This window comes from Kitasatospora sp. NPDC008115 (assembly GCF_042957205.1).
Taxonomy (GTDB): domain Bacteria; phylum Actinomycetota; class Actinomycetes; order Streptomycetales; family Streptomycetaceae; genus Kitasatospora.
In genome coordinates, this window is the sequence record NZ_JBIBHU010000018.1 from 107,295 (window position 1) to 129,084 (window position 21,790).

The 21,790-nt window shown below is 75.6% G+C and carries 20 protein-coding genes and 1 pseudogene; 7 read left to right on the forward strand and 14 right to left on the reverse strand.

Annotated elements, in window-relative coordinates:
- Positions 1 to 18: 18 nt before the first annotated feature.
- The 7 genes and pseudogenes from ACFZBX_RS22950 to ACFZBX_RS22980 all read right to left on the reverse strand — a co-directional run bounded on the left by ACFZBX_RS22950 (position 19) and on the right by ACFZBX_RS22980 (position 6,592).
- Entirely contained in the window at positions 19 to 399 is a 381-nt protein-coding gene (locus ACFZBX_RS22950) for an STAS domain-containing protein (RefSeq protein WP_391535635.1), read from the reverse strand.
- Entirely contained in the window at positions 396 to 818 is a 423-nt protein-coding gene (locus ACFZBX_RS22955; RefSeq protein ID WP_391535636.1) for a hypothetical protein, read from the reverse strand. Before ACFZBX_RS22955 ends, ACFZBX_RS22950 begins: the two co-directional genes overlap by 4 nt.
- Positions 815 to 1,054: a GMC oxidoreductase gene (locus ACFZBX_RS22960; protein WP_391535678.1), complete on the reverse strand. Its 240-nt coding sequence runs from the start codon at positions 1,052 to 1,054 to the stop codon at positions 815 to 817. The genes ACFZBX_RS22955 and ACFZBX_RS22960 overlap by 4 nt, the downstream gene beginning before the upstream one ends.
- Positions 1,046 to 1,441 (reverse strand): annotated as a pseudogene (locus ACFZBX_RS22965) (thiamine pyrophosphate-binding protein); the annotation flags it as partial. The pseudogene ACFZBX_RS22965 and the gene ACFZBX_RS22960, both read right to left, overlap by 9 nt.
- A gap of 87 nt (positions 1,442 to 1,528) precedes the next feature.
- Positions 1,529 to 2,473 (reverse strand): SigB/SigF/SigG family RNA polymerase sigma factor, encoded by a 945-nt coding sequence (locus ACFZBX_RS22970; protein ID WP_391535637.1) that lies wholly within the window; start codon positions 2,471 to 2,473, stop codon positions 1,529 to 1,531.
- A 270-nt stretch (positions 2,474 to 2,743) separates the two neighbouring features.
- Complete coding sequence (locus tag ACFZBX_RS22975; RefSeq protein ID WP_391535638.1) at positions 2,744 to 3,589, reverse strand: hypothetical protein; 846 nt, start codon at positions 3,587 to 3,589, stop codon at positions 2,744 to 2,746.
- A gap of 264 nt (positions 3,590 to 3,853) precedes the next feature.
- Positions 3,854 to 6,592 carry a M4 family metallopeptidase gene (locus ACFZBX_RS22980; RefSeq protein ID WP_391535639.1) on the reverse strand — a complete coding sequence of 913 codons (2,739 nt, stop codon included), beginning with the start codon at positions 6,590 to 6,592 and terminating at the stop codon, positions 3,854 to 3,856.
- A gap of 555 nt (positions 6,593 to 7,147) precedes the next feature.
- Here ACFZBX_RS22980 and ACFZBX_RS22985 point away from each other — a divergent pair.
- Together ACFZBX_RS22985 and ACFZBX_RS22990 are read left to right on the forward strand one after the other, a co-directional pair.
- Positions 7,148 to 9,139 (forward strand): Stealth CR1 domain-containing protein, encoded by a 1,992-nt coding sequence (locus ACFZBX_RS22985; protein ID WP_391535640.1) that lies wholly within the window; start codon positions 7,148 to 7,150, stop codon positions 9,137 to 9,139.
- A gap of 130 nt (positions 9,140 to 9,269) precedes the next feature.
- Entirely contained in the window at positions 9,270 to 9,938 is a 669-nt protein-coding gene (locus tag ACFZBX_RS22990) for a hypothetical protein (RefSeq protein ID WP_391535641.1), read from the forward strand.
- A gap of 58 nt (positions 9,939 to 9,996) precedes the next feature.
- On the opposite strand, the gene ACFZBX_RS22995 is transcribed toward ACFZBX_RS22990, so the two are convergent.
- Positions 9,997 to 10,470, reverse strand: a complete 474-nt coding sequence (locus tag ACFZBX_RS22995) for a GreA/GreB family elongation factor (RefSeq protein ID WP_391535642.1) — start codon at positions 10,468 to 10,470, stop codon at positions 9,997 to 9,999.
- Between the two features lie 200 nt (positions 10,471 to 10,670).
- Between ACFZBX_RS22995 and ACFZBX_RS23000 the strand changes: the two genes are divergently transcribed.
- The gene (locus ACFZBX_RS23000) at positions 10,671 to 11,345 is read left to right on the forward strand and encodes an RDD family protein (RefSeq protein ID WP_391535643.1); all 675 of its coding nucleotides are present in this window, start codon (positions 10,671 to 10,673) and stop codon (positions 11,343 to 11,345) included.
- Between the two features lie 200 nt (positions 11,346 to 11,545).
- Positions 11,546 to 13,660, forward strand: a complete 2,115-nt coding sequence (locus ACFZBX_RS23005; RefSeq protein ID WP_391535644.1) for a HelD family protein — start codon at positions 11,546 to 11,548, stop codon at positions 13,658 to 13,660.
- A gap of 60 nt (positions 13,661 to 13,720) precedes the next feature.
- On the opposite strand, the gene ACFZBX_RS23010 is transcribed toward ACFZBX_RS23005, so the two are convergent.
- The 4 genes from ACFZBX_RS23010 to ACFZBX_RS23025 form a co-directional block, all read right to left on the reverse strand.
- A complete protein-coding gene (locus ACFZBX_RS23010; protein WP_391535645.1) occupies positions 13,721 to 15,301 on the reverse strand; it encodes a multicopper oxidase family protein in 1,581 nt (526 codons plus the stop codon).
- A 109-nt stretch (positions 15,302 to 15,410) separates the two neighbouring features.
- The gene (locus tag ACFZBX_RS23015; protein ID WP_391535646.1) at positions 15,411 to 15,881 is read right to left on the reverse strand and encodes a hypothetical protein; all 471 of its coding nucleotides are present in this window, start codon (positions 15,879 to 15,881) and stop codon (positions 15,411 to 15,413) included.
- Positions 15,882 to 15,932: 51 nt separating this feature from the next.
- Complete coding sequence (locus ACFZBX_RS23020) at positions 15,933 to 16,400, reverse strand: DUF5990 family protein (protein ID WP_391535647.1); 468 nt, start codon at positions 16,398 to 16,400, stop codon at positions 15,933 to 15,935.
- A 45-nt stretch (positions 16,401 to 16,445) separates the two neighbouring features.
- A complete protein-coding gene (locus ACFZBX_RS23025) occupies positions 16,446 to 17,153 on the reverse strand; it encodes a sulfite exporter TauE/SafE family protein (RefSeq protein ID WP_391535648.1) in 708 nt (235 codons plus the stop codon).
- Between the two features lie 172 nt (positions 17,154 to 17,325).
- On the opposite strand from ACFZBX_RS23025, the gene ACFZBX_RS23030 reads away from it, so the two are divergent.
- Positions 17,326 to 17,595, forward strand: coding sequence for a hypothetical protein (locus ACFZBX_RS23030; protein WP_391535649.1), 270 nt, complete (start codon positions 17,326 to 17,328; stop codon positions 17,593 to 17,595).
- 3 nt (positions 17,596 to 17,598) lie between these two features.
- On the opposite strand, the gene ACFZBX_RS23035 is transcribed toward ACFZBX_RS23030, so the two are convergent.
- A complete protein-coding gene (locus ACFZBX_RS23035; RefSeq protein WP_391535650.1) occupies positions 17,599 to 18,255 on the reverse strand; it encodes a phosphoribosyltransferase in 657 nt (218 codons plus the stop codon).
- A gap of 863 nt (positions 18,256 to 19,118) precedes the next feature.
- Here ACFZBX_RS23035 and ACFZBX_RS23040 point away from each other — a divergent pair.
- A complete protein-coding gene (locus tag ACFZBX_RS23040) occupies positions 19,119 to 19,703 on the forward strand; it encodes an NADPH-dependent FMN reductase (protein WP_391535651.1) in 585 nt (194 codons plus the stop codon).
- Between the two features lie 104 nt (positions 19,704 to 19,807).
- Positions 19,808 to 20,239, forward strand: a complete 432-nt coding sequence (locus ACFZBX_RS23045) for a MerR family transcriptional regulator (protein ID WP_391535652.1) — start codon at positions 19,808 to 19,810, stop codon at positions 20,237 to 20,239.
- Positions 20,240 to 21,047: 808 nt separating this feature from the next.
- Here the strand turns inward: ACFZBX_RS23045 and ACFZBX_RS23050 are convergent.
- Complete coding sequence (locus ACFZBX_RS23050) at positions 21,048 to 21,782, reverse strand: TIGR04222 domain-containing membrane protein (protein WP_391535653.1); 735 nt, start codon at positions 21,780 to 21,782, stop codon at positions 21,048 to 21,050.
- Between the last annotated feature and the right edge of the window lie 8 nt (positions 21,783 to 21,790).

Here is a 21,790-nt window from a genome sequence, read left to right on the forward strand (position 1 = left end):
TCCTCCCGGAGGCGGGGGCTACGGCGGTACCGCCTCGTGGACGGCGAACGCGTCGGTGGCGCCGGTGAGTTCGAGTACCCGGCGGACCAGGGGGCGGGGGCGGGCGAGTTCGATGCGGCTGCCGAAGCCGGCCGCGCGGGTGGTGGTCTCCAGCAGCACGCTGACGCCGGTGGAGTCGCAGAACGCCAGGTCGCCGCAGTCGATCACGACGACCGTGCCGGGGAGGGCGAGGGCGCGGTCGAGGGCGTGGCGCAGCACGACGACGGAGTCCAGGTCGAGTTCGCCGTGCAGGGCGAGGACGGTGCCGTGGGCCCACGGCCGGGCGCGGACGGTGAGCCCGGCGGGCGCGTCCGGCGCGATCGCGGTGCCGTTGGGTGGCCGGGGCCGGCGGTGGGTCATGGCGGGTGCTCCTCGGGGTCGTAGCCGGACTCCCCCGCGGTGACGCCGGGCCGTACCGCGTCGCGGACCAGCCGCGGGCCGGCGAGGTCGTCGGAGGAGACGGGCTCCTCGAAGCAGGTGACTCCCTGGTCGGCGAGGGCCAGGCCGGGGCGGCCGGTGTCGCGCACGGCCCGGTTCATCGCCTCGTGGGCTCCGGCGGTGTCGTGGGCGTCGCGGCCGGAGACCAGGGCGGCGAGTTCCTCGTGGACGACGGCGCCGACGGCCGGGGCGCCGTAGGTCCAGCCGGTGCCGGTGTGGCGGCCGCTGACCGCCTCGACCAGGACCAGGATGGTGCGGTCCCAGGCGAGGGTGCCGTCAGCCTCCGGGCTGTCGGTGGGGACGGTGCAGACGCGCACGCCGATCCGCTCGACGGTGCTCATGACGGCGCCCGCAGTCCGGACCGGGCGCCGCCGGCGAGCAGCGCGGCCGCGCGGTCGACCAGGGCCATGATGGCCGGCGCGGGGTCGGCGCTGCCCTGGGTGGGCAGCACGCTGCCGTCGGTGATCAGCAGGTTGGACACGGCGAAGGCGCGCAGCCGGTGGTCGACGGCACCCTCGCACGGGCCGCCGGACATCCGGCAGCCGCCGACCAGGTGGGCGTGGCGGTCGATGGTGATGACCTCGCTCGCCCCGGCGGCGACGTCCTTGAACAGGCTGAGCAGGCCCACCTCCTGCCGGCAGGAGCCGCCCATCGCGCTGCGGTCGGTCTGGCCGACCAGCGCGGCCACCGGGACGTGGTCGAGCTTCGCGTCGTAGAGGCCGTTGAGCAGGTGGATCGCGCCGGGCCCGGAGGTGGCGGCGCACACCGCGGTGCGGCCGGAGAACTTGGCGTAGCCGACGGCCTCGAAGGCCGCCGTCTCCTCGTGCCCGGCCTGGACGAAGGCGGGGCGGTTGTCGGCCCGGACCCAGGCCGCGAGCAGGCCGACGCCGTCGTACCCGAAGACGTACTCGACGTCCCAGGCGCGCAGTCGCTCCAGGCTGTGGTCGGAAACCTTCGGTGACACGGCCCTTCTCCTCCTTCGCGCCGACGGCCCCCCGCAGCGCGGCTAACCGCTGCGGGGGGCCGGAAACACCCGGAGGGGCGCGGGTTGTCAGCCGGGTGCGGACGGAGCGGCCGGCCGGGCGTCCGCCTGGCGGTCCTCCAGTTGCTCGCGCAGGTGGGCGAGGGTGGCGGAGAGCAGTCGTGAGACGTGCATCTGCGAGACGCCGATCCGCTCGGCGATCTCGGACTGCGTCCGGTCCTCCCAGAAGCGCAGTTTGAGCACCACCTGCTCGCGGCGCGGCAACCGCCCGAGCAGGGGGCGGACGGCGGTGCGGAACTCGGCCAGCTCGATGCCGGGGTCGCAGGAGCCGAGCCGGTCCAGCAGCGCGCTGCCGGACTCGTCGGTGTCCTGGTCGCGCAGCGCGTCCAGCGAGTTGGGCCGGTAGACCCGGCCGGCGACCAGCCCCTCGACGACCTCGTCGACGGTGAGGTGCAGGTCCTCGGCGATCTCCTCGGGGCGCGGGAGGCGGCCGAGCCGCTGTTCCAGCCGGTCCGAGCCGCGGGCGACGGTCAGGTAGAACTCCTGCATCCGGCGCGGGACGCGGACGGGCCAGGAGGTGTCGCGGAAGAACCGCTTGATCTCGCCGGCGATGGTGGGGATGGCGTAGGTCAGGAACTCGACGCCGCGGCCCGGGTCGTAGCCGTCGACCGCCTTGATCAGTCCGACCGTGCCGACCTGGAGGATGTCGTCCATGTCCTCCGGTCGGTGGCGGAAGCGGCCGGCGATGAAGCGCACCAGCGGCATGTTGAGTTCGATGATGGTCCCGCGCACGTAGCTGTAGGCGTGCGACTCGCGGGGCAGCCCGGCGATCCGCTCGAAGAGCGCGTCGCTGAGTTCGCGGGCCTCGGTCTTGCCCATGACCCGCAGCTGCGCCTCGGTGGGGCGCGGGGGCAGGTCCGGCGGCAGCCCGTCCGGGAATCCGGAGGGCGTGGTCGTCGACGGGACCGGCGGGGGTTCGGCACGGTGGCCGGTTCGGAGTGTCGGAGTGGACACGGCGGTTCTCCAGGGAGCGGGAACGCCTGGGCCGCGAGGAACGTAGGGCGCAAGCGCCCGCGCGTACCGCGGCTCCTCTTCCCGAAGACCACTGCCCGGCTTCTTCAAGCGACGGTCCAGGTGGCGCCCGACGGGCGCGGGAACGGTCGGCGGTGGTACTCCACGACCGCTCCGTTGGTGTTGGTACCCAGTACGGGGTGATTGATGCCGATTCGCCCCGGTTCACCTTCCGTGCCGCGGCCGGCCACGGCGCGGGCGTGAGCGCCCGGCTCAGCCGCCCGGCAGCAGGGTGCGCAGCGGACGGGCGGCGGCCTCGGCGGCGGGCCGCGTCAGGTGCAGGGCCGCGTGGAAGCGGCCGTCGGTCTCCTTGCCGCGCGGATCGTCGCCCGCCGCGGCGACCGCGGCGATGGCGAAGTCCCGCTCGGCGGGGTCGGTGAAGCGCCGCTGCGGGTAGGTGCGGGAGGTGTCCTTCTCGGTGACCAGGCCCAGCGGGACCAGTCCGTCGGCGATGGGCCGGTAGGAGCCCGTGCGCAGCACGAAGGCGGCCACCCAGGACGGCTGCGCCATGCCCTCCAGCAGGGGACGGAAGGTGCGGGCGGACAGGAAGCTCGCCCCGCCGGTCAGGGTGATCAGGCGGGTGCCGCGGGTGGCCCGGTACAGCTCCGGGCTGGGCGCGGCGGTCTCCAGGTTCTCCACGAACCCCTCGTCGAGCAGGCCGACCGCGCGCCCGTAGGCGATGGCCGGAGCGGAGATGTCGAGGCCGACGACGGGCACCGCGTCCGGCCGGCGGCGCGCCGCGTAGTACGCGCGGTCCGACTCGATCAGCTCGGCGGTCGTCAGCCGGGCCACCTGCGGCGAGGTGTAGCGCTCGCGCAGGTCCTCCAGCGTGACCGCGTGGTTGAGCAGCGCCGCGTTGATGCCGTACGAGCAGCAGACGTCCAGGACCGTGGCCCGCGGCCCACCCGCCGGTCCCCGGCCCCCGGAGAGGCCGGCCGGCCCCAGGAGCCCGCGGAACACCCCCTGGGCGTGGTGGGGCGTCCGGTACTCCAGCGCCCCCAGCACCCCGAAGTACGATCGCGGGTCCGGCCGGTCGTAGATCTCGTCGAAACGGGTCATCCGTGCGGGCGTGCCCGGTGTGCGACGGTTCCCGGCGGTGGCCATCAGGGTTCCTCCGTGTTCGGTTACCACAGGCATAGCGCACCGCGCCGCTTCCTGGAAAGGGCGCCGCTCCCGGTACCGGGGGAGCCACTCGGACGGGATGCCGAAGGCCCGCCCGGGCGCTGCGGGCAGCAGCGGCCGGGCGGGCGACCGAGGGGCGGACGGGGTCCGGGCGCGGGGTCGGGCGCCCTGGATGCGGACCCCGGGGCAGCCGTCCCTCGGTCAGCAGGTGCCGGCCGCGTGTTCGCGCGCGACCAGGTCGGTGCGGCCCGCCGTGGCGTCCAGCCAGAGCACCCTGGTGCCCCGGTCGGCGGCCGGCATGTACTGGCCGCCGCGGTTGCAGGAGACCCGCTGGGGGGTGCCGCCGGTGAGCGGGAGCTGCCAGAGCTTCGGCAGCTCGGCGTTGCGGACGGCGCCGCCCTCCCAGCGGAACCGGTGGCTGAAGGTCACCGCCCGGTCCGAGGCGGTGAGGCCGACGATGTCGCGCCGGTCGGCGGCGGAGCCGGTCACCAGGTCGGTCACTCCGGACCCGTCCACGGCGCCCGAGCGGATCGAGCTGCCGGTGCCGCCGCCGTCGGGCCGCTCCACCCAGAGCAGGCGGCCGCCGGCCAGCCGGGCCTGGCCGGCCGTGGTGGCGGCGGCGCCGTCCAGCACGTACTGGGCGACGACCTTGCCCTTGGCGATCGAGTAGACGGTCGGCGCGGACACGGTCCGCTCGCCGGAGGTCCACGTCTCGATCCAGCCGAGCAGGTCGCCCTGGAGGGTGAGGTCGGCCGCGTCGTGGCCGTCGGGCAGCGGGATCTCCACCACCGGGGCACCGTTCACCGACAGCGCGGGCCGGGCGCGGCCGGCGGTGGAGTCGCTCACCCGGAAGGCGACGTTCCCGCCGGCGACGCGGACGTCCGAGAGGACCTGGTACGGGGCGCGCCGAAGGCTGCGGAGCGGGCCGCCGTCGACCGGGCGGGCCAACACCTCCCAGCCCCAGACGCCGTTCGCGTCCGCCCCCATGGCGACCCAGGCCGCGGTCGTCCCGTCGGTGGCGGGCCAGCCGTGCGAGCGGCCGTCCTGCGGGCTGAGCGCGACGGGTTCGGCCGAGCCGGCGACGGTGCCGGTGAGCACGCCGAGGCTGCCGCCGAAGCCGTGACCCGAGGTGCCCGCCACCCAACGGCCGCCGGCGACGTCCGGGGCGACGAGACTGCTGGGGATGTCGCCCAGCACGACGCGGCTGTCCGCGCCGATCCGGCGCTGCCAACCCTGCTTGATCCCGTGCGCGTCGAACGCCCCGACCACGGTGCGCAGTTGGGCCCGGCTGAGGCCCATCGCGCGGCCGGCGGCGAGCACCGCGTTGCGGGCGTCGACGAAACCGTCCAGCGGCGTGAGGTACTCGCTGAGCGCCCGGTAGACCAGCCGGTCGGCGGTCAGCGGGTCGAGGCCGCGGCGGATGTCCCACAGCGCCCCGCCGATGATGGTGGAGTTCAGGTGCACACCGCTGTTGTCGATGTCCGCCGCCGCGCCGACGTAGTCGTCGACCGTGGTGCGGCGGTCGTCCAGCCGGCGGCCGGCGCAGGCCTCGGGGGTGCCGGTGCGGCAGAGGCTCTCGCCCAGCAGGGCGGCGCGCGGGTCGTCCATGGACAGGCCGCGGGCGGTCACCTCGATCGCGTTGCCGAAGTAGTCGGAGACGGCCTCGTCGAGGGCGCCGGACTGCCCCGCCAGGACCAGCCCGGCCGTGCTCTCGACCACCCCGTGGGTCATCTCGTGGCCGGCCACGTCGAGCGCCACGGCGAACGGGTACTCCTTGTCGCCGCCGCTGCCGTAGATCATCTTCCGGCCGTCCCAGGCGGCGTTCCGCATCGACTCGCCGAAGCTGGTGGCATTGACCACCGCAGTGATCGGGCCGTTCTTCCCGTCGATGCCCTGACGCCCGAGCCGGTCGCGGTAGAAGTCGTACACGATGCCGGCGTTGACGTGCGCATTTGCGGCGCCGGTGGCGGCGGCCGAGGCGGGGAACTCGGGCGTCGCCGAGGCCACCGGCAAGAGGTCGGTGGGCATGCCGCCCCTGACCTCCAGGAAGTCGCGCCCCGCCGCGTCGTAGGTGGTGATGACGGCGGGGCGGGTGAGGTCGGTGAGCCGGTAGGTGCCGTCCGGGAGGCGGCCGAGGTTCACCGGCACGGGGTTGCCGTGGACGTCCGGGGCGGTGCCCGTGGCGGGTTCGACGGCCCCGGCGGCGCTCCCGGCCGTCCCGCCGGCCTCGGCGCCCGCGCCGGCGGCCCGGTACGGGGCTCGCGCGTCGTGGGCGAGGGCGATCACGCCGGTGGTCGCGTCCACGAACACCTCGCGCGCCTTCGCCGCCCAGGCGGCCGGGTCGGTGCCGCGCACGGTGAAGTGCCGGGCCAGCCGGCCGGTGCCGCCGGGCAGCACCACCAGGCCGTGGTCGTCGGCCGTGGCGCCCTCCCGGGCGGCCGGGTCCTCCACCGCGCCGAGCGCGAGCCGGCGCAGCACCTCGTCCGGGACGCTCTGCGTGGTCGGGGCGGTGAGGCCGGTGAAGTACTTGCCGCCCACCGACTCGACCCGCTGCCCGTCGCCCTCGCCGACCAGGTGGACCAGGTAGGCGGCCCCGAAGACGGCGATGCCGCCGTGCCGCTGGGCGAACCTGACGGTGCGGCGGCCGTCGGCGGCCCGCTCGGTCCCGGTCTCGACGAGTTGCGCGGGGTCGACCCGGTAGCGGTCCTGGTGCGCGGCCAGGTGGGAGCGCGCCGCGTCGGCCGCAGTGGCGCCGGGGGCCCGCTCGGCCAGCCCGGTGACCAGTTGCGGGGCGCCGGTGTCCGCTCCGGCGACCAGCCCCGGGACGGGGTCGGTGTCGGCGGCCGGCGCGGCGACGGCGGGCGGCACGCCCAGGCCGAGGCCGAGGACGGCCGCGATCGCCATGCCGAGCGGCTTGGGTGAACGGAAACGATGGTGCACTGCGGTCCTCCCACGGGAGATCGAGGGCCCGGCCGCACGCCAGGCCACGCCTGTGCGGCGGGCGCCCACACCCCCACGGCTCGTCCGTTCTCCGGCGCCGGCCGCCCGCCTGGCGACCACCATAGGCCAACTCTCGTCATATGTCGATGCTCTGCATATGTAGGTGCACCGAGGGCACTCTCGGATGGATGACCCGTCCATGCCAAAGCAGCGACCGGGGGTCACCGGCCCGCGAATACGTGACAAATCCGGTGAATCGGCGAATTGATGACGCCACGCCAGTCGGACCGCACACCATTCACCACGGACGGAACCCGTCGGCCATCGCCCCGCAGGGCCAAAAGGACATGCGATTGTTATCATTGCTCAACACAGAATTCTCTTGGTCGCATACGATCTCGTGCGGACCGGAAACCCGTCCCACCTGCGCCCCCGTCGGGTGCACACGGGTCAGGCACCAACGAGGAAGAGAGCCGGAGGAGCGGCGCAGAGCCCGGCGGCTTTTCGGGGGACGTGAAACACCCGACACCTGAACCAAGAGCCCTGGAGTTTCCTTTGCCGATCCGTCCGGCCAATCTCGCGGCCAAAATACGGCCGCTGGCCTCGCTGGCCCGCCGCAACCGGCCCGCCGACGGCACGCCCGACGCCCCGGCCGCCGCCGCACCGGAGGAGGCCGCGGCCGAGGAGGCCGCGGTCGAGGCCGTGTACGAGGTGGTTCCCGAGACCGCGCACGAGGAGGCCGACCACGAGGAGGCCCGGCACGAGGATGTCGCGGCGGAGGAGCCCCGGTCGCCGTACGAGCGGCTCGGCGAGGAGCGGTCCGCACGGGAGGGGGAGCTGCTCGGCATGCTCCCGGGCGTCGTGCGCCACCGCGAGCACCTGGCCGAGGAACGCCGGACGCTGCTGCCCGCCGACCGCAGGGACGGCAACCTGGCCGAGGTGAGCGAGGCCCTGCGGGCGGCCGGACTCAACCACGGCATCGTGCCCGACCGGCACCCCCGCCACCGGCTGGCGATCCGCCCCGGCGACCGGCCGGCCGTGCTGGAGGCGCTGGCCGCCGCGTTCGCCGGCCAGGCCGTCTACGCCGACCTGCTGGAGCACGGCCGCACCCTCACCACCGTGCTCGCGGAGCAGCTGCCCGGCGCGGTCGCCCTGCTGGAGCCCGGGGCCCAGGACGCGCAGGAGAACACGGCCGAGGACTCGAACGACGACGGGCCCGACGCCGGGCTGGACCAGGACGACGCGACGCCCCCCGAGCAGGCCGACCCGATCTGGCCCGCCGACCGGGTCAAGGGCGTGCGGATCTACCGCCCGGCGGTGCTCGGCACCCTGCTGTACGGCCCCGAGACCGGCTGCGACCTGGAGTTCTGGGACTCCGCCGCCCCCTCCGAGGGCGCCATCGCCTCGATCGACGAGACACCGTTCGGCTGGTGGGTGCCCTCGCTGGAGGCCACCTCCACCACGACGATCGGCGGCCGGCCCTTCCCGCTGCTGGACGTCTTCGCCGCCTCGCTCCCCGAGCAGGTCGACTTCCCGGTCGACGCCGTGATCACCTGGGTCGACGACTCCGACCCCGCCTGGCAGGAGCGCAGGGCCGCCGCCCGCGCCCGCCTCGCGCACACCGCCGCCCCGATCGCGGAGGAGGACGGCGTCGCCGAGAGCGGCATCGCGGGCGACGCCGACCAGCGCTTCCGCAACCGCGACGAGCTGCGCTACTGCCTGCGCGCCCTCGCCGCCAACGCGCCCTGGATCCGGCGGATCCACCTGGTCACCGACGACCAGACGCCGCACTGGTTGGACACCGCGCACCCGGGCCTGACCGTCGTCCCGCACCGCGAGCTGTTCGCCGGCACCGACGCGGGCCCGGTGTTCAACTCGCACGCCATCGAGACCCGGCTGCACCTCGTCCCGGACCTCGCCGAGCACTTCCTCTACCTCAACGACGACGTCTTCCTCGGCCGCCCGCTCGTCCCCGAGGACTTCTTCCTCGGCAACGGCATGCCCCGGTACTTCCCCGACAACCGGATCATCCCGCCCGGCGAGGCCGAGTCCGGCGACTCGGTGTACGTCGCCGCCCAGAAGAACACCCGCGGCGCGCTGGCCGCCGCCGTCGGGAAGACCTACCCGCGCACCCTCAAGCACTCGCCGCACCCGCTGCGCCGCAGCGTGCTGGCCGAGAGCGCCGAGCGGTTCGCGGCCGAGCTGCACGACACCGTCCGCTCGCCGTTCCGCTCCGCCGACGACCTCGCGCCGGTGACCCTGGCCATCCACTACGGCCACGCCACCGCCCGCACCGTCGAGGGCCACCTCTACGACGGCTACTTCGTCACCGACAGCACCGAGGACCTCGGCCGGCTCGCCCAGCTCCACGACGAGCGCTGGGCGGACTACTTCTGCCTCGCGGACGGGACGCGCGACCTGCTGTCGCCCGAGGAGCAGGAGCGGGCCGTCACGGACTTCCTGCGGACGTACTTCCCCGCGCTCTCTCCCTTCGAGCTCCGCGAGACGGCGCCGGAGGCGGCCGGCGAGGCCTCCGACCAGGGCTGACCGCCGGCGGCCCGGCCCGCCTTCCCCCCGCGTGTCGTACGTCTCATCGGGGCGACGATCCCGTTCGTCCGCGTCGCACTGTGATGGGATGACCCTCCACGAGTGACGACCGCTGACCGGGGGGCACGCAGTGAGGACGAAACTGATCGGGCTGGGACCGGACGCGGGCGCGCCGGACCTCATCGGGCTGGGGCTGATCCGCCTCGCCGTGGAGGAACGGTCGGCGCCCGCGGCCGGGTCCGCGCCCTGGCTGGGGCGGCTGCGGGCGGCCTCGTTCGCCGACGCCTGGCTGGCCTTCGCCGACCCGGCGGCGCCCGGCCTGAGGGTGCCGGCCGAGGCCGTCCTGCTGGCCGTGGTGCGGGAGGCGGCGGAGCTGGTGCTGCGGCGCCACCACGGGGACGGCCCGGCCGCCCTGGAGCGGCTGGGCCTGGAGTCGGCCGAGGCCCGCGAGTGGGCGCGGCTCACCGACGCGGCCCACCCCGCCGAGCCCGCCGCGTTCGTCCTGCTCTGGCACGGGGTCCGCGCGGCCACCGCCGGGAGCGGCCCGGCCGCCGAGGCCGAGCGCGCGGCCCACACCGCGTACGTCGCCGAGCGGTGCGCGGCCCACGTCCGGGAGCACTGCCGCCGCCAGGACCTGCTGGCCCTGGTCCTCGCCTGCGCCCGCACCGCCGCCGACGCGCTGGCGGACCTCACCGACGGCGACCCGCTGCGGGCGCTGGCCGTCCTGGACGCCCACGCGGCCCGCCACATGGCGCCCACCGCCCCGGTACCGCTCTGGGTGCCCGGGCGCCCCGGCTGAAGCCCTGCCGCCGACGAGCCCGACGCGACCGCCGAAACCGCCGAGGCCGTTGCCGGAGCTACGCCGCCTCGCCGTCGCCGATCGACAGGACGAGCGCGGTGGTCCGCCCGCCGGGCGCGTCGTACTCGACGGTCTCCCCGGCCCGGCGCCCGAGCAGCACCTTGCCGAGCGGACTGTCGGCGGTGACCAGCTCCGGGTCCAACTCCTCGGCGAGTTCGCCGATCCGCACGGTCATCTCGTCGGCGTCCGCGAAGCGCAGGGTCACGGTGCTGCCGACGCCGACGCTCCCGGTCTTCGGCGCCCCGGCGGCGGCGGCCTCCCGCAGCCGCCCCTCCACCTCGGTGATCCGGTCGTCCAGCCGGTCGAGCCGGTCGGCCCGCTGCAACTCGTCGGCCTGGTCGGCCCGGTCGCCGACCTCCTCGCCGCCGCGCAGGGTGGCGGCGACGGCGTCGCGTTCGGTGCGCAGGTCGCCGAGCTCGCGCTCCAACGCGTTCCGGCCGGCCTCGCTGATGGGTTCTGGTGCACCGGTCATGGCCGTCTCCCTGGTCGGGCCGCCGCGGTGGGCGGCGAAGGCTGAATCCGGCATTTCCGAACATAACGGAGTCCGGCCCCCGAGGCTCGGCGACAGCCGTGACCCCGATCGGTAACGAACCGCCGATCCGTCTTCCCGAGGCGGACGGCGGTCGGTAGAACAGGCGTACCACCATCGCCGAGGCAGGGAAGCCAGCCACCATGAGCACCAACGGTCCCACGGGGCACGGCCAGAACCCGTACGAGGGGTCCGACCCGTACGGTCAGCAGCAGCAGAACCCCTACGGCGGCGCCCAGCAGCCGTACAAGCAGGAGGCCCCGTACGGGCACCCCTACGGAGAGCAGCAGCCGTTCGGGCAGCCCGGCTACGGCACTCCCCCGCAGCAGCCCTACGGCTCGCCGGAGGGCTCCTGGCCGCACGGGCACCCGCAGCCCGGCGCCTTCGGCGGCAGCCCCGTGCCCGGCGGCCGGCCGCTCGCCCCGATCGGCGAGCGCCTGGTGGCCCGGCTGATCGACACCGGCGTGCTGCTCGTGCCCACCGTGCTGCTCTACGCCGTGGTCGGCGCCTCGATCCTGTACTACGTGCTCGCGGCCATGCTCTCGTTCGCCTACGAGGCCGTGCTGCTGGTGACCCAGGGCGGCCAGACGGTCGGCAAGAAGGTCATGAAGCTGCGGGTCGTCGACCTCGGGACCGGCGGCAAGCCCGCCGAGGGCTCGCTGGTGGGCCGCGCGGCGCTCTACACGCTGCCCAACGCCGTCTACTGCATCGGCTCGCTGTTCGCGCTGCTGAACGTGCTGTGGCCGCTGTGGGACAAGCCGTACCAGCAGGCGCTGCACGACAAGCCCGCCAAGACGGTGGTGGTCAAGGAGTCCTGACCCCGCCCGCACCCGACCCCCGCCGACCGGACACCGGGCCGCCGCCACGCGGCCGGGCGTCCGGTCGGTCGCGTTCCCGGTGGGGCACCGGGGGCGGAGGAGACCGGGCGCGGACACAACTCGGGGCTGCAGGTCAACATTTACTTTCCCCGCGCGACCTCGCATAGTGGCAGGCCGTAACCGAGAGGGGAGCGCTTCCTGTGCCTCAGGCCGAGGAGAACGTGGTACGCCAGGTCGAACTGGAGCGGGCGGAGGTGGCCGCCGTCGTCGCCCTGTTCGACGACCGGCTCGCCGACACCAGGGCGCAGCTCGCCGTGACGCTCGCGACCCGGGCGGACGGCGCCCGTGAGGCGTACGAGCGGCAGTCGGCGGCCGAACGGCTCGCCCGGGAGGTGCGGCGGCTCGAAGGCGCCGAGGGCGGCCTGGTGTTCGGGCGGATCGACCTGGCGGACGGTACGGCGCTGCGGATCGGCCGGCTGGGCCTGCAACGCGACGAGGAGGAGCTGCCGGCCCTGGTCGACTGGCGGGCGGACGCGGCGCGCGCGTTCTACGAGGCGACGCCGGTGCACCCGATGGGCCTGCGGCGGCGCCGGCACCTGCGCGTGGCCGAGCGCGCCGTCGTCGGGGTCAGCGACGAGCTGCTCGACGGCTCGGAGCCCACCGCCGAGGACGTGGTCGGCGACGGCCCGCTCGCCGCCGCGCTCCAGGAGCGGCGCACCGGGCGGATGGGCACCGCGGTGGCGACCCTGCAGACGGAGCAGGACGCGATCGTCCGCTCCTCGCACCGGGGGGTCACCGTGGTCCAGGGCGGCCCCGGGACCGGCAAGACGGTGGTCGCGCTGCACCGCGCCGCCTATGTGCTCTACGCCTTCCCGAAGGCCGCCGAGCAGGGCGTCCTGGTGCTGGGGCCGAACGCCCGGTTCCTGGAATACATCTCGCAGGTGCTGCCCTCGCTCGGCGAGAACGACGTCGTGCTCGCGACCTGCGCGGAACTGGCCGGCGACGGCGCGGCGGTTGCGGCCGGCGGTGCGGTCGGTGCGGGCGGTGCCGAACGGCCGGGAGTGGCCCGGCTCAAGGGCGACGCCGCGCTCGCCGTGGCGCTCGCCGACGTGGTGCGCGCACGGCAGGCGCCGGACGGCGGCCTGGAGGTGCGCGTCGGGAAGGAGGACGTCCGGCTGGACGCGGCGGAGGTCGCCCGGGTCCGGAACGCCGCCCGGGCCGGCGGGCTGCCCCACCACCGGGCCCGGCTCCTGTTCAAGGAGCTGCTGGTGGACTCGGTGACCGCCGCGCTGGCCCGGGGCGCCGCCGAGACCCTGGCGCGGATCGACGCCGAGGTCGCCGAGCTGACCGGCATCGACCTCGACCGGGTCGCGGCGGCGGACCTGCGCCATCTGGGCCTGGAGGCCGGTCCGGCCGACGAGGGCCCCGGGTTCGACGTCGACGCGATGCGCGCCGAACTGCTCGACGACGCCCATGTCGAGCGCGCCGTCGAGGAGCTGTGGCCGCATCTGACGCCCGTCGCCGTGGTGGAGGCCCTGCTGGGCGACCCCGGGGCGCTGGCCGCGCACCTGCCGGGGTTCACCCCCGAGGAGCGCGCGCTGCTGCTGCGCGCCCCGGACGCGCCGTGGACCGACGCCGACCTGCCGCTGCTCGACGAGGCGGCGGGCCTGCTGGACGGTCCGCCGGAGCGTGCGTTCGGGCACGTGGTGGTGGACGAGGCGCAGGAGTTCACCGCGTTGCAGTGGCGGATGGTCCTGCGGCGCTGCCCCGGCCGGTCGATGACGCTGGTCGGCGACTTCGCCCAGGCCGGTCCGGCGACCACCGCGCGCGGCTGGCACGAGGCGCTGGCCCCGCACCTCGGCGGCCGCTTCGATCTGCGCACCCTGACCGTCAGCTACCGCACCACCGAGGAGATCCTGGCCACCACCCGCGAACTGCTGGCCAGGATCGCCCCGGACCAGCCGCCGGTCGGCTCGGTCCGGCACGGCGAGCGGCCGCGCACCCTGGAGGCCTCGCCCGGCGCACTGGTCGACGTCCTGCGCGCGGAGCTTCGCGAGCAGGCGGCCGCGCACCCCGGCGAGCTGATCGGCGTGGTCTGCCCGGACGCGTCGGTCGGCGCGCTGACGGCGGCCGGGGTGGCGGAGCTGTCCAGACTGGTACCGGCCTCGGAGGCCCGGGGCCTGGAGTTCGACACGGCCGTGGTCGTCGATCCCGACGGCATCACCGCCGCCCGCCCCGGCGGTGAGCGCGACCTCTATGTCGCGCTCACCCGGGCGACCAAGCGGCTGTGCACGGTCGTCGTGCGGGAGGGCTGAAGCGCCGGGCGGCCCCGGGCGGCGGGCCGTTCCAGCCCGCCGCCCGGGGCCGGGCCGGGTTCAGGCCCGGTAGGCGACCAGGCCCATCATCCCGGCCTCGCCGTGGTAGGCGTTGTGGCAGTGTGTCATCCACTGCCCGGGGTTGTCGGCGTCGAAGTCGCAGGCCACCGTCCGCCCGGGCAGCACGATCACGGTGTCCTTGCGCGGCCCCTGCTCACCGACCTGGAAGGTGTGGCCGTGCAGGTGCATGGGATGCCACATCTCCGTCCGGTTGACGAACTCCAGCCGGACCCGTTCCCCGCCGCCGACCAGGAACGGGTGGTCGGTCGGCCTCGCCATGTCGAAGGGGCGCCCGTTGAGCGCCCAGTCGTACCGGGCCATGCCGCCGGTCAGCTCGATCCGGTGGGTGCGCTCGGGCGTGCGCGCCGGCAGCCGGACCTCGTCCGCCGCCCGCAGTTCGGAGGAGGCGAGGATCCGCCCGTTCAGCTCGGCGGGGCGGACGGTTTCCGCCGGCGCCTCGCCCGTGCCGGTGCGGACCAGCGCCCGGCCGGCGGCGTCCTTGCCCTCGGCGAGCGCGGTCAGCGGGAAGACGCCGTCCTGGAGGGTGACCAGGGCGTCGTAGCGCTCGCCCATGCCGATCAGCAGGGCGTCCACCTCCTCGTGCACCACCGGGTAGCCGTCGGTGTGGGTGACGGTCAGCTTGTGGCCGCCCAGGGCGAGGCGGTAGGCGGTGTCGCCGCCCGCGTTGACGATCCGCAGCCGCACCCGGCGGCCGGGCCTGGAGCGGTACACCTCGGGGTCGGCGGCGATCCGGCCGTTCACCAGGTGGTGCGGGTAGCGGACGTCGCCCGCGTCGCCGCCGAGCAGGTCGCTGGTGGCGCCCATGAGCATGAACGACGACGGCCGGCCGGCGGGCGCTCCCGCGTCCGCGTCCGTGCCGGGCATCGCGTGGCCGCCCATGTCGTGGCCGGACATCCCGCTCATGTCGTGGCCGCCGCTGCCGCCGCCCATGCCCTTGCGGAGTTCCGTGAACGCCTGGTCCGGGGTGCCGGTGAGGCCGTCCAGCCAGTCGTCCAGGACGACCACCCACTCCTCGTCGTACCCCAGCGGCTCCCGCGGGTCCTCGACGATCAGCGGTGCGTACAGGCCCCGGTCGAGCTGGACGCCGACGTGCGGGTGGAACCAGTAGGTGCCCGGCCGGTCGGTGACGAAGCGGTAGGTGTGGCTGTCACCGGCCGCGACCGGCCGCATGGTCACCGGCGGTACGCCGTCCATGTCGTTGCGCAGCGCCAGGCCGTGCCAGTGCAGCGAGGTCGCCACGGGCAGCCGGTTGTCCAGGGTGGCGACCAGGGTGTCCCCGGCCGTGGTACGGATCGCGGGGCCGGGCAGGGCGCCGAAGGTCCAGGTCGCAGCGGTGGTGCCGCCGCCCAGGTCGACGGCCTGGGCCGTCGCGGTGACGGTCACCGGGCGCTCCTTGCCGGTGCCGCCCCGCTTGGCCTCCGCATCGGCGACGGGGCCTCCGGACGGGTCGACGAGCGGCGGCGTGGCGGCCGCGTCGGAGCAGGCGGCGAGCAAGCCGGCGCCGACGGCGCCCAGGCCCGCGCGCAGCAGGGAACGGCGGTTGACGGTGAATTCGGGCATCGGGGTCTCTCGGGTGAGTGCGCGTCGGCACCGGCCTCGACGGCCGTGCCGGTGGACAGGTCCGACCGGCGGCGGGAGGCTGTTCGCTCCTCCACCACCGTCGGGGCGCCTATCTGCGCGAGACCGAGAGGACGTCGAGGTCGGGCGGTGGTGCGCCCGGCCAGGGGGTGCCGGGCGCGGTCGCCCGGCGGTGCGGTGCCGGGTCGGCGCCGGTGCCGGGGACGGCGAGGCCGGTCTGCGGCGGGCCGTCGAGCAGGACGCCGCGTGCGGGCACCGTCGAGGAGCAGACCCGGTGTTCGGCGCAGGCCCGGACGGGGTGCTCGGCGACGGCCGGCGCCCGGTGGCCGACGGTGGCGGGGTGCTGGTGGGTGGCCGCCGGCCGGTGGGCCGCCGCCGTCATCGCCGTGGCGGTGTGCGGGGCCGCGGTGACGCCGGCCGGCAGGGTGTGATGGCCGATCAGCCCGAGGGCGGTCAGCAGGAGGAGGACGAGCGCCGCGCCTGCCCCGGCCCGCGCCCGCGCTCCTGCCCCCGCTTCACGGCGACGCGGGTCGCGGGAGGGAGGGGCGGCGTCCTGGCGCATGGCGGCCACTATACCCAGGCCCGGTATGTGGGAACGGTAAGCGCGGGCCGCTCAGCCCCCGGCCACTCCTTCGGCCGTCCACACCACCCACGGGGGCCGGACGGCCGCGCAGAGCGGCTGCCCCTTGGCGTCGGTCAGACCGAGGCGGGCGGTCAGCCGCCCGGCCGCCGCCGCGTCGGCGGCCACCCGCGCGTCGACGGCGTCGAGCATGAGCTTGGCCCGGCGGAACATGGTGAAGGCGCCACCGTCGTCGACCGCGCCCCAGACCAGGTAGACGAAGCGCTGCCCGGGGCGGCCCTGGACGTACGGGCCCTTGACGTCGATGCCGCCGGGGGCGGGGCTCGCCGTGCACTCCAGCGTCCAGGCCGCGGAGGGCGCGTCGCCGGGCTGGAGGTCGAGGAGTTCACCGGGGCACTCGCGCCGCTGGACGGCCACGTGGATGTTCCGGTAGCCGGGAAAGCCCGGCGCGGCCGGGCAGGAGCGGCCCGGGAGGTCGACGGCTTCGATGCGCAACTGCACCCGGACAGCCTGCCCCAGGTCGTGACCTGGGCGCCACCAGGACCGTCAGAGGTCCAGGACCCCCTTGCCGAGGGTGGTCAACCCGCCGGCCAGCGCCAGGCCGAGCACCACCGCCCGGGCGCGGCGCTCGGGCACCCGGTCCGCCAGCACCCTGCCGACGCCGGCGCCGAGCGCGATCCCGGCCGCCGCCGTCGACCACGCGGGCGCCGCCAGGTGCGGCGCACCCTTGGCGGCGAGCGAGAGGAGGTTGACGGCCACCCCGTAGAACTGCGCGTTGGGCAGGAACTCGCGGGCGCTCCAGCCCGTGTTGACCGCGTAGAGGGAGACGGCCGGACCGCCGACCCCGGCGGCGGAGTTCATGAACCCGCTGGCCGCGCCCGCCGCCAGCGCGCCCCGGACGCCGCGCAGTCCGGCGGCCCGCACCCCCCGGATCACCAGCAGCGCCGCGCCGCTGACCAGCAGTCCGATGCCGATCAGCAGCGCGGGCGCGGGCACCCGGCCGGCGATCCAGGCGCCCAGTGGCACGGTGCACGCGGCCGCCCCGGTCAGCGGCAGCATCCGGGCGAGCCGCACCTGCCGCCAGGTACCGGCCAGCCCGACGGCGCTGATGGCGCCGGCCGCGCAGTTGGACAGCGTCACCCCGTCGCCCGGCCCCAGCAGCAGGACCAGCGCCGGTCCCGCGACCAGCGCGAACCCGACCCCCGCCAGCCGCTGCACGGACGCGCCCACCAGCACCCCCAGGCCCAGCGGCAACGCGGCACCCCACCCGGCATCCACGGCACTCCCCCCGCCTCCGGACTCCGACGTGGCACCCGACCGTACGCGCCCGGCCCCCGTTCGCTCGACCGGATTTCACTCATCGGACCCCCACGAACTACTACACGTCTGTAGAGTCGACTCCACGGCCCGCGCAGAAGGGGAAGACATGGCAGACGACCCGCACCCGCCCACCACGGCGTCCCGCCCGGCCGCACCCGGCTGGCAGCCGCCCGAGCACGAGGTCGAGCCCGCCTACCACCCGGTCCAGGTCAACCGTCCGGACGGCAGCTGGTCCGTGGGCCGGATCAACGCCTGGTGGCGCCCGGCCGGCGCCCAGGCCTGGTGCCGGGTCCGGACGCTGGGCCGCGGCGGGTCCGCGGCCTGGATGCCTTTCGACCCCGACCGCCTGCTGCTGCTCCCGGCCTCGGGGATCTGACCCTCAGCGGCGCACCGGCTGCTGACGCAGCAGGACGGCCACCTCGCGGTCGGTGACGTCGCGGAAGTCGTCGTACCAGGGGCCCACCGCGTGCAGATAGGTGGCCTCGCGCAGGCAGAGCAGCGCGTCGACGACCCGGCGCAGCGCCGCCGCCTCCCGCGCGTCGCACACCGGCGCGGCCAGCACCAGCCGGTCCGGCCCGCGTCCGCGCAGGGCCTGGACGGCGGCCGGGATGACCGGCCCGTACACCACGCCGTCGGTGACCAGGACGACGGTCCGGCCGTCCACCGGCAGCGGCGGCCTGCGGTCCCGGTACAGCTTCTCCAGCCGGTGCAGTTCCACCCGCTGGTGGGTCATCTCGCCTTCGAGGTCCGCCTCCCCCAGCCCGAGCCCGCGCATCGCCCGCCGGTTCAGCACCGGCGGCGCCTCGTCGGCCAGCGCCCCGAGCGGCGTCCCGTTGCCGGGCGCGTTGAGCGCCCGCGCGACCACCACGTCCAGCGGCGCCGCCAGTTCGCGCGCAACCTCCGCCGCCACCGCGACCCCGCCCGGTGCCAGCCCCACCACCACGGGCTGCGCCCCGCCTCGCGCCCGCAGGTACTCACCGGTCCGCCGCGCAAGCCTGAGCCCGGCGTCCCTGCGGTTGGTGAACAGCGCGGTCACATCCTCCTCCTCGCCGACACGCCTACCCCGGCCCGCCCTCGGCACACACCGGGTGCGGTCGATTGCCGGTGATCACGACGGGCTGTGGGAGTGCTGCGCGTCCACTTCACGGCGGAGGACTTCACCCGGGTCCGCTTCCCGCCCGGCCCGGCGCCGCTCCAGGCGTTGCACCCCGCCCCGACGACGGCTGCGGCTCCGTGTGGCCGCCGCTGTTCGACCGGTGGCACGGCCGTGTCCCGTGCGCCTCCGGCCGCCGCCGAACCGCCCGCCGGCCCGGTTCCCCGGCGGTCGCCCGCCGGCCTTCCCCGACGGGCGCGGCGACTCCTCGGCCGACGCGCCGGCCGTCCTGGCACCGGGCGCACGGCGGCACGGCGGCGTGCGGGACTGGTCCGGCGCGGCGCCGGACCGGGATGTCCGCCCCGACGGGCGCGGCCCGGTTCTCCTGCCGGCCTTCCGCCATCCGGCGGACCCGCTGCTCCGGGACGCCCCGGACCGTCCCGCCGGCCTGACCTGGGCGACCCTACGCGGCTGGAGGCCCTGCGCCTGCTCGCCGAGCCGCGGACCACCACCTGACCGGCGCGCGCCCTGCGGGTCGGCAGTGCCACGGCCTCCCCGCGCGCGGCGGCGCTCCGGTCGGCGGGTACGGCGACGACGACCCGCGCCGGCCGCCCGGTCACCCACCGGCGGACGGACGGCCCTCGGCGCGCTGCTCTCGGGTGGCAGACCGCCCTGATCCACCTGCCGGAGGGGGCGGGCGGGCCGCAGTGCGGGATCCGCCCGGGCTCGGCGTTCGACGGGCGCGGCGATACGGGCCCGCGAATCGGGTTGAGTTCGCCCATAGGCGAAGACCTAGCGTCGTCGTCATGACAGAAGACAACGTCAACGGCCGGCTCCGGATCGCCGTGGTGATCGGAAGCGTGCGCAAGCCCCGACTGGCCGATTCCCTCGCCGCGTGGTTGGAGCGGGAGCTCTCCGCGATCGACTGGATCGACCTCGACATGATCGACCTCGCCTCGGTCCCGCTGCCGATGCACGAGATGCAGCCGGGCGGGGCTGCCGCGTCCCCGATCTCCGCGCGGCTCGCGGAAGCCGACGGGTTCGTGTTCCTCACCCCGGAGTACAACCACAGCTTCCCGGCGGCGCTGAAGAACGCGATCGACTGGCACTTCACCGAGTGGGCGTACAAGCCGGTCGCGTTCGTCGGATACGGCGGCTCCGGCGGCATCCGGGCCATCGAGCAGCTGCGGACGGTCCTTCCGGAACTGCGGGCCACCACGATCCGGGAATCGGTTCTGCTGCCGATGGCGTGGGAGCACATCGACGCCGACGGTCACTTCGTCGCTTCGCCGGGCACGACGAAGGCGCTGCACTCGACGCTGGAGGAACTGCGCACGTGGGCGCGGGCGTTGCGGGCCCTCAGGGTCGCGGAGCCGGTCGGGCCGGCATAACCTCGGCGCCTTCGGCGGCGGGGGGCGTGCGGTCGCGCTCCCCCGCCGTGCCGCCGTGATACTGGACCGGCAGGACTCATCCATGAACGCGGGGGACGCATGCCATGACCACCACCGAACACTTCGGCCTCGAAGCGAGCCAGGCCTCGCTGACGGTCGGGCAGCTGGCCAGGGCCGCCGGGGTGACGCCCAACGCGGTCCGCTTCTACGAGCGCTACGGCGTGATCAGCGGCTACCGGAGCAGTGGCAACGCCCGCCGCTTCACCGTCGACGCGATCTGCCGGGTCAGGCTGGCACTCGCCGCGCAGCGCGTGGGGATCACCCTCAAGGAGAGTGCCGACATCCTCGCCGGCATCCCGCCCCTCTCACGCGATCTCGACCGGTGGACCGCCGCCGGGGAGGAACTCGTCCGGATCGGCCGGGACCGCATCAGCCGGCTGCAGGAGACGGTGAACGAACTGGCCACGCTCGAATTCCTGCAGTCGGCCCCCGAGGCGGACCGGCCCCGGCCGACCGTGCCGGGGAAGGCCGGCTGACGGCGCCGTGTCGGTGAAGCCGATGTGAAAGGTGTAGGCGGACCTGGGCATCCGGGCGGCGATCCGGAGCAGGGCCCAGCGGCCCTGGCTGGTCTTCACGCAGATGCTCTGGTCGCGCAGCAGGGTGTCGAAGTCGAGTTTGCCGTCGATGAGTTGGGTCCGCGTCGAGCAGTTCGGGATGTCCGCGTTGTTGATGATGCCCAGGCCCTGGTCGTCGATCTTCTCCCGCGCCCCGTGGAACAGCCGGCCGGAGTCGAGCCGGACGTCCGCGCCCGGCGTTCCGCTCGGCACCACCGCCATGGTGTCGAGGTCCAGGAGGTTGTCGTCGCCCACCGTGATGTCCGCGACGCCGGTGAGGTAGCGGTCGAAGTCGTGGACCGTGGGGTCCAGCGTCGGGGAGGCGGCGGCGCTGCGGCTCGGCGTCGGCGAGGAAGGCGTCGGGGACGGGGAGGACGCGGGGCGGGCCGCGCGTCCGCCGTCGCCGTGCTGGAGCAGGGGGACGCCGACGCCCAGGGCCGCCAGGACGAGCGCGGCCAACGGGAAGACCGCGAACTGGACGACGGGCCGCTGGTACCAACTGGTCGTCGCGGCTGCCGGACGCCCCGGGTCCGGCGGATGGCCCGGGTCCGGGGGGCGACCCGGCTCCGGCGAGTGACCCGGGTCCGGCGGGTGGCCGCCCGCGCCGGACGCTGCTCCGACCTCCGGACCGTCCGACACCGCATCCCTCCCCGCCCCGGCTCGCCCTCCCCTCCAGTGTGGCGGCCACGGCGACGTCAACCACCCTCAATGGCTGACGAGTTGGGAAACTCTACGTGCGCCCCCGAACGGCGGTGGTGAGGCGGGTCCGGCCCAGCGCCTCCACCCCGGCGGCGGCGAGGACGGCCCAGGTGGTCCGGCCGGTCGGGGTGGGGCCGTCCTCCGGGAGGCGCCAGCCCGGGGGCGCCGGCTCACCGGACCGGAGAGCGGTGAGCAGGGGGACGACGTGATCGGCGGCCCGCGTCCAGGGCTCGGCGGCCGGCTCGGCACCCGCCGGTACGCGGCGGGTCAGGGCGACAGCGGCCGACAGGGCGGCCAGGGCGGCGAGCAGCACGGCGAGGGTCCGGTCCGCGCCGAGGACCGCGACGGACAGCCGCGCGGTGGCGGCCGCGACGACGATCGGCAACACACCCACCACCGCGGCCGGCAGCCTCAGGACGCGCCCGCCGGCGGACGGGGTGGACGGGGAGAGGCCGCCGACCAGCAGGCCGCGGCGGCGCAGCCCCGCCTCCAGCTCCCGGGCGGGCGCACTGGGGCCGAACGCGGCACGCGGGGCGCCCAGCCAGCCGGTGCCGGACGGGCCGAGCGCGGCGAGCAGCACGGCCTCCACCTCGTCGCGCGGGCGGGGCCGGACGACCCGGACCATCCCGTGCCGGTCGATCTCCACCCGGGCCGTCAGGAGCATCCGCAGCAGCGCGGTCTCGGCCACCCGCCACGGCCCCCCGGCCAGGTAGGCCAGCTCATGGATCGACAACTCCTCGTCCTGAACGCCCTGTTCGCCGCGCACGACCCACC

Excerpts from the sequence above, each read along its gene's own strand:
- ACFZBX_RS23010 (WP_391535645.1), bottom strand. The coding sequence starts at position 15,301 with ATGCCCGAATTCACCGTCAACCGCCGTTCCCTGCTGCGCGCGGGCCTG.
- ACFZBX_RS23000 (WP_391535643.1), top strand. The coding sequence starts at position 10,671 with ATGAGCACCAACGGTCCCACGGGGCACGGCCAGAACCCGTACGAGGGG.
- ACFZBX_RS23040 (WP_391535651.1), top strand. The coding sequence starts at position 19,119 with ATGACAGAAGACAACGTCAACGGCCGGCTCCGGATCGCCGTGGTGATC.
- ACFZBX_RS22955 (WP_391535636.1), bottom strand. The coding sequence starts at position 818 with ATGAGCACCGTCGAGCGGATCGGCGTGCGCGTCTGCACCGTCCCCACC.
- ACFZBX_RS23015 (WP_391535646.1), bottom strand. The coding sequence starts at position 15,881 with ATGCGCCAGGACGCCGCCCCTCCCTCCCGCGACCCGCGTCGCCGTGAA.
- ACFZBX_RS22995 (WP_391535642.1), bottom strand. The coding sequence starts at position 10,470 with ATGACCGGTGCACCAGAACCCATCAGCGAGGCCGGCCGGAACGCGTTG.
- ACFZBX_RS23030 (WP_391535649.1), top strand. The coding sequence starts at position 17,326 with ATGGCAGACGACCCGCACCCGCCCACCACGGCGTCCCGCCCGGCCGCA.
- ACFZBX_RS22950 (WP_391535635.1), bottom strand. The coding sequence starts at position 399 with ATGACCCACCGCCGGCCCCGGCCACCCAACGGCACCGCGATCGCGCCG.
- ACFZBX_RS22975 (WP_391535638.1), bottom strand. The coding sequence starts at position 3,589 with ATGACCCGTTTCGACGAGATCTACGACCGGCCGGACCCGCGATCGTAC.
- ACFZBX_RS23045 (WP_391535652.1), top strand. The coding sequence starts at position 19,808 with ATGACCACCACCGAACACTTCGGCCTCGAAGCGAGCCAGGCCTCGCTG.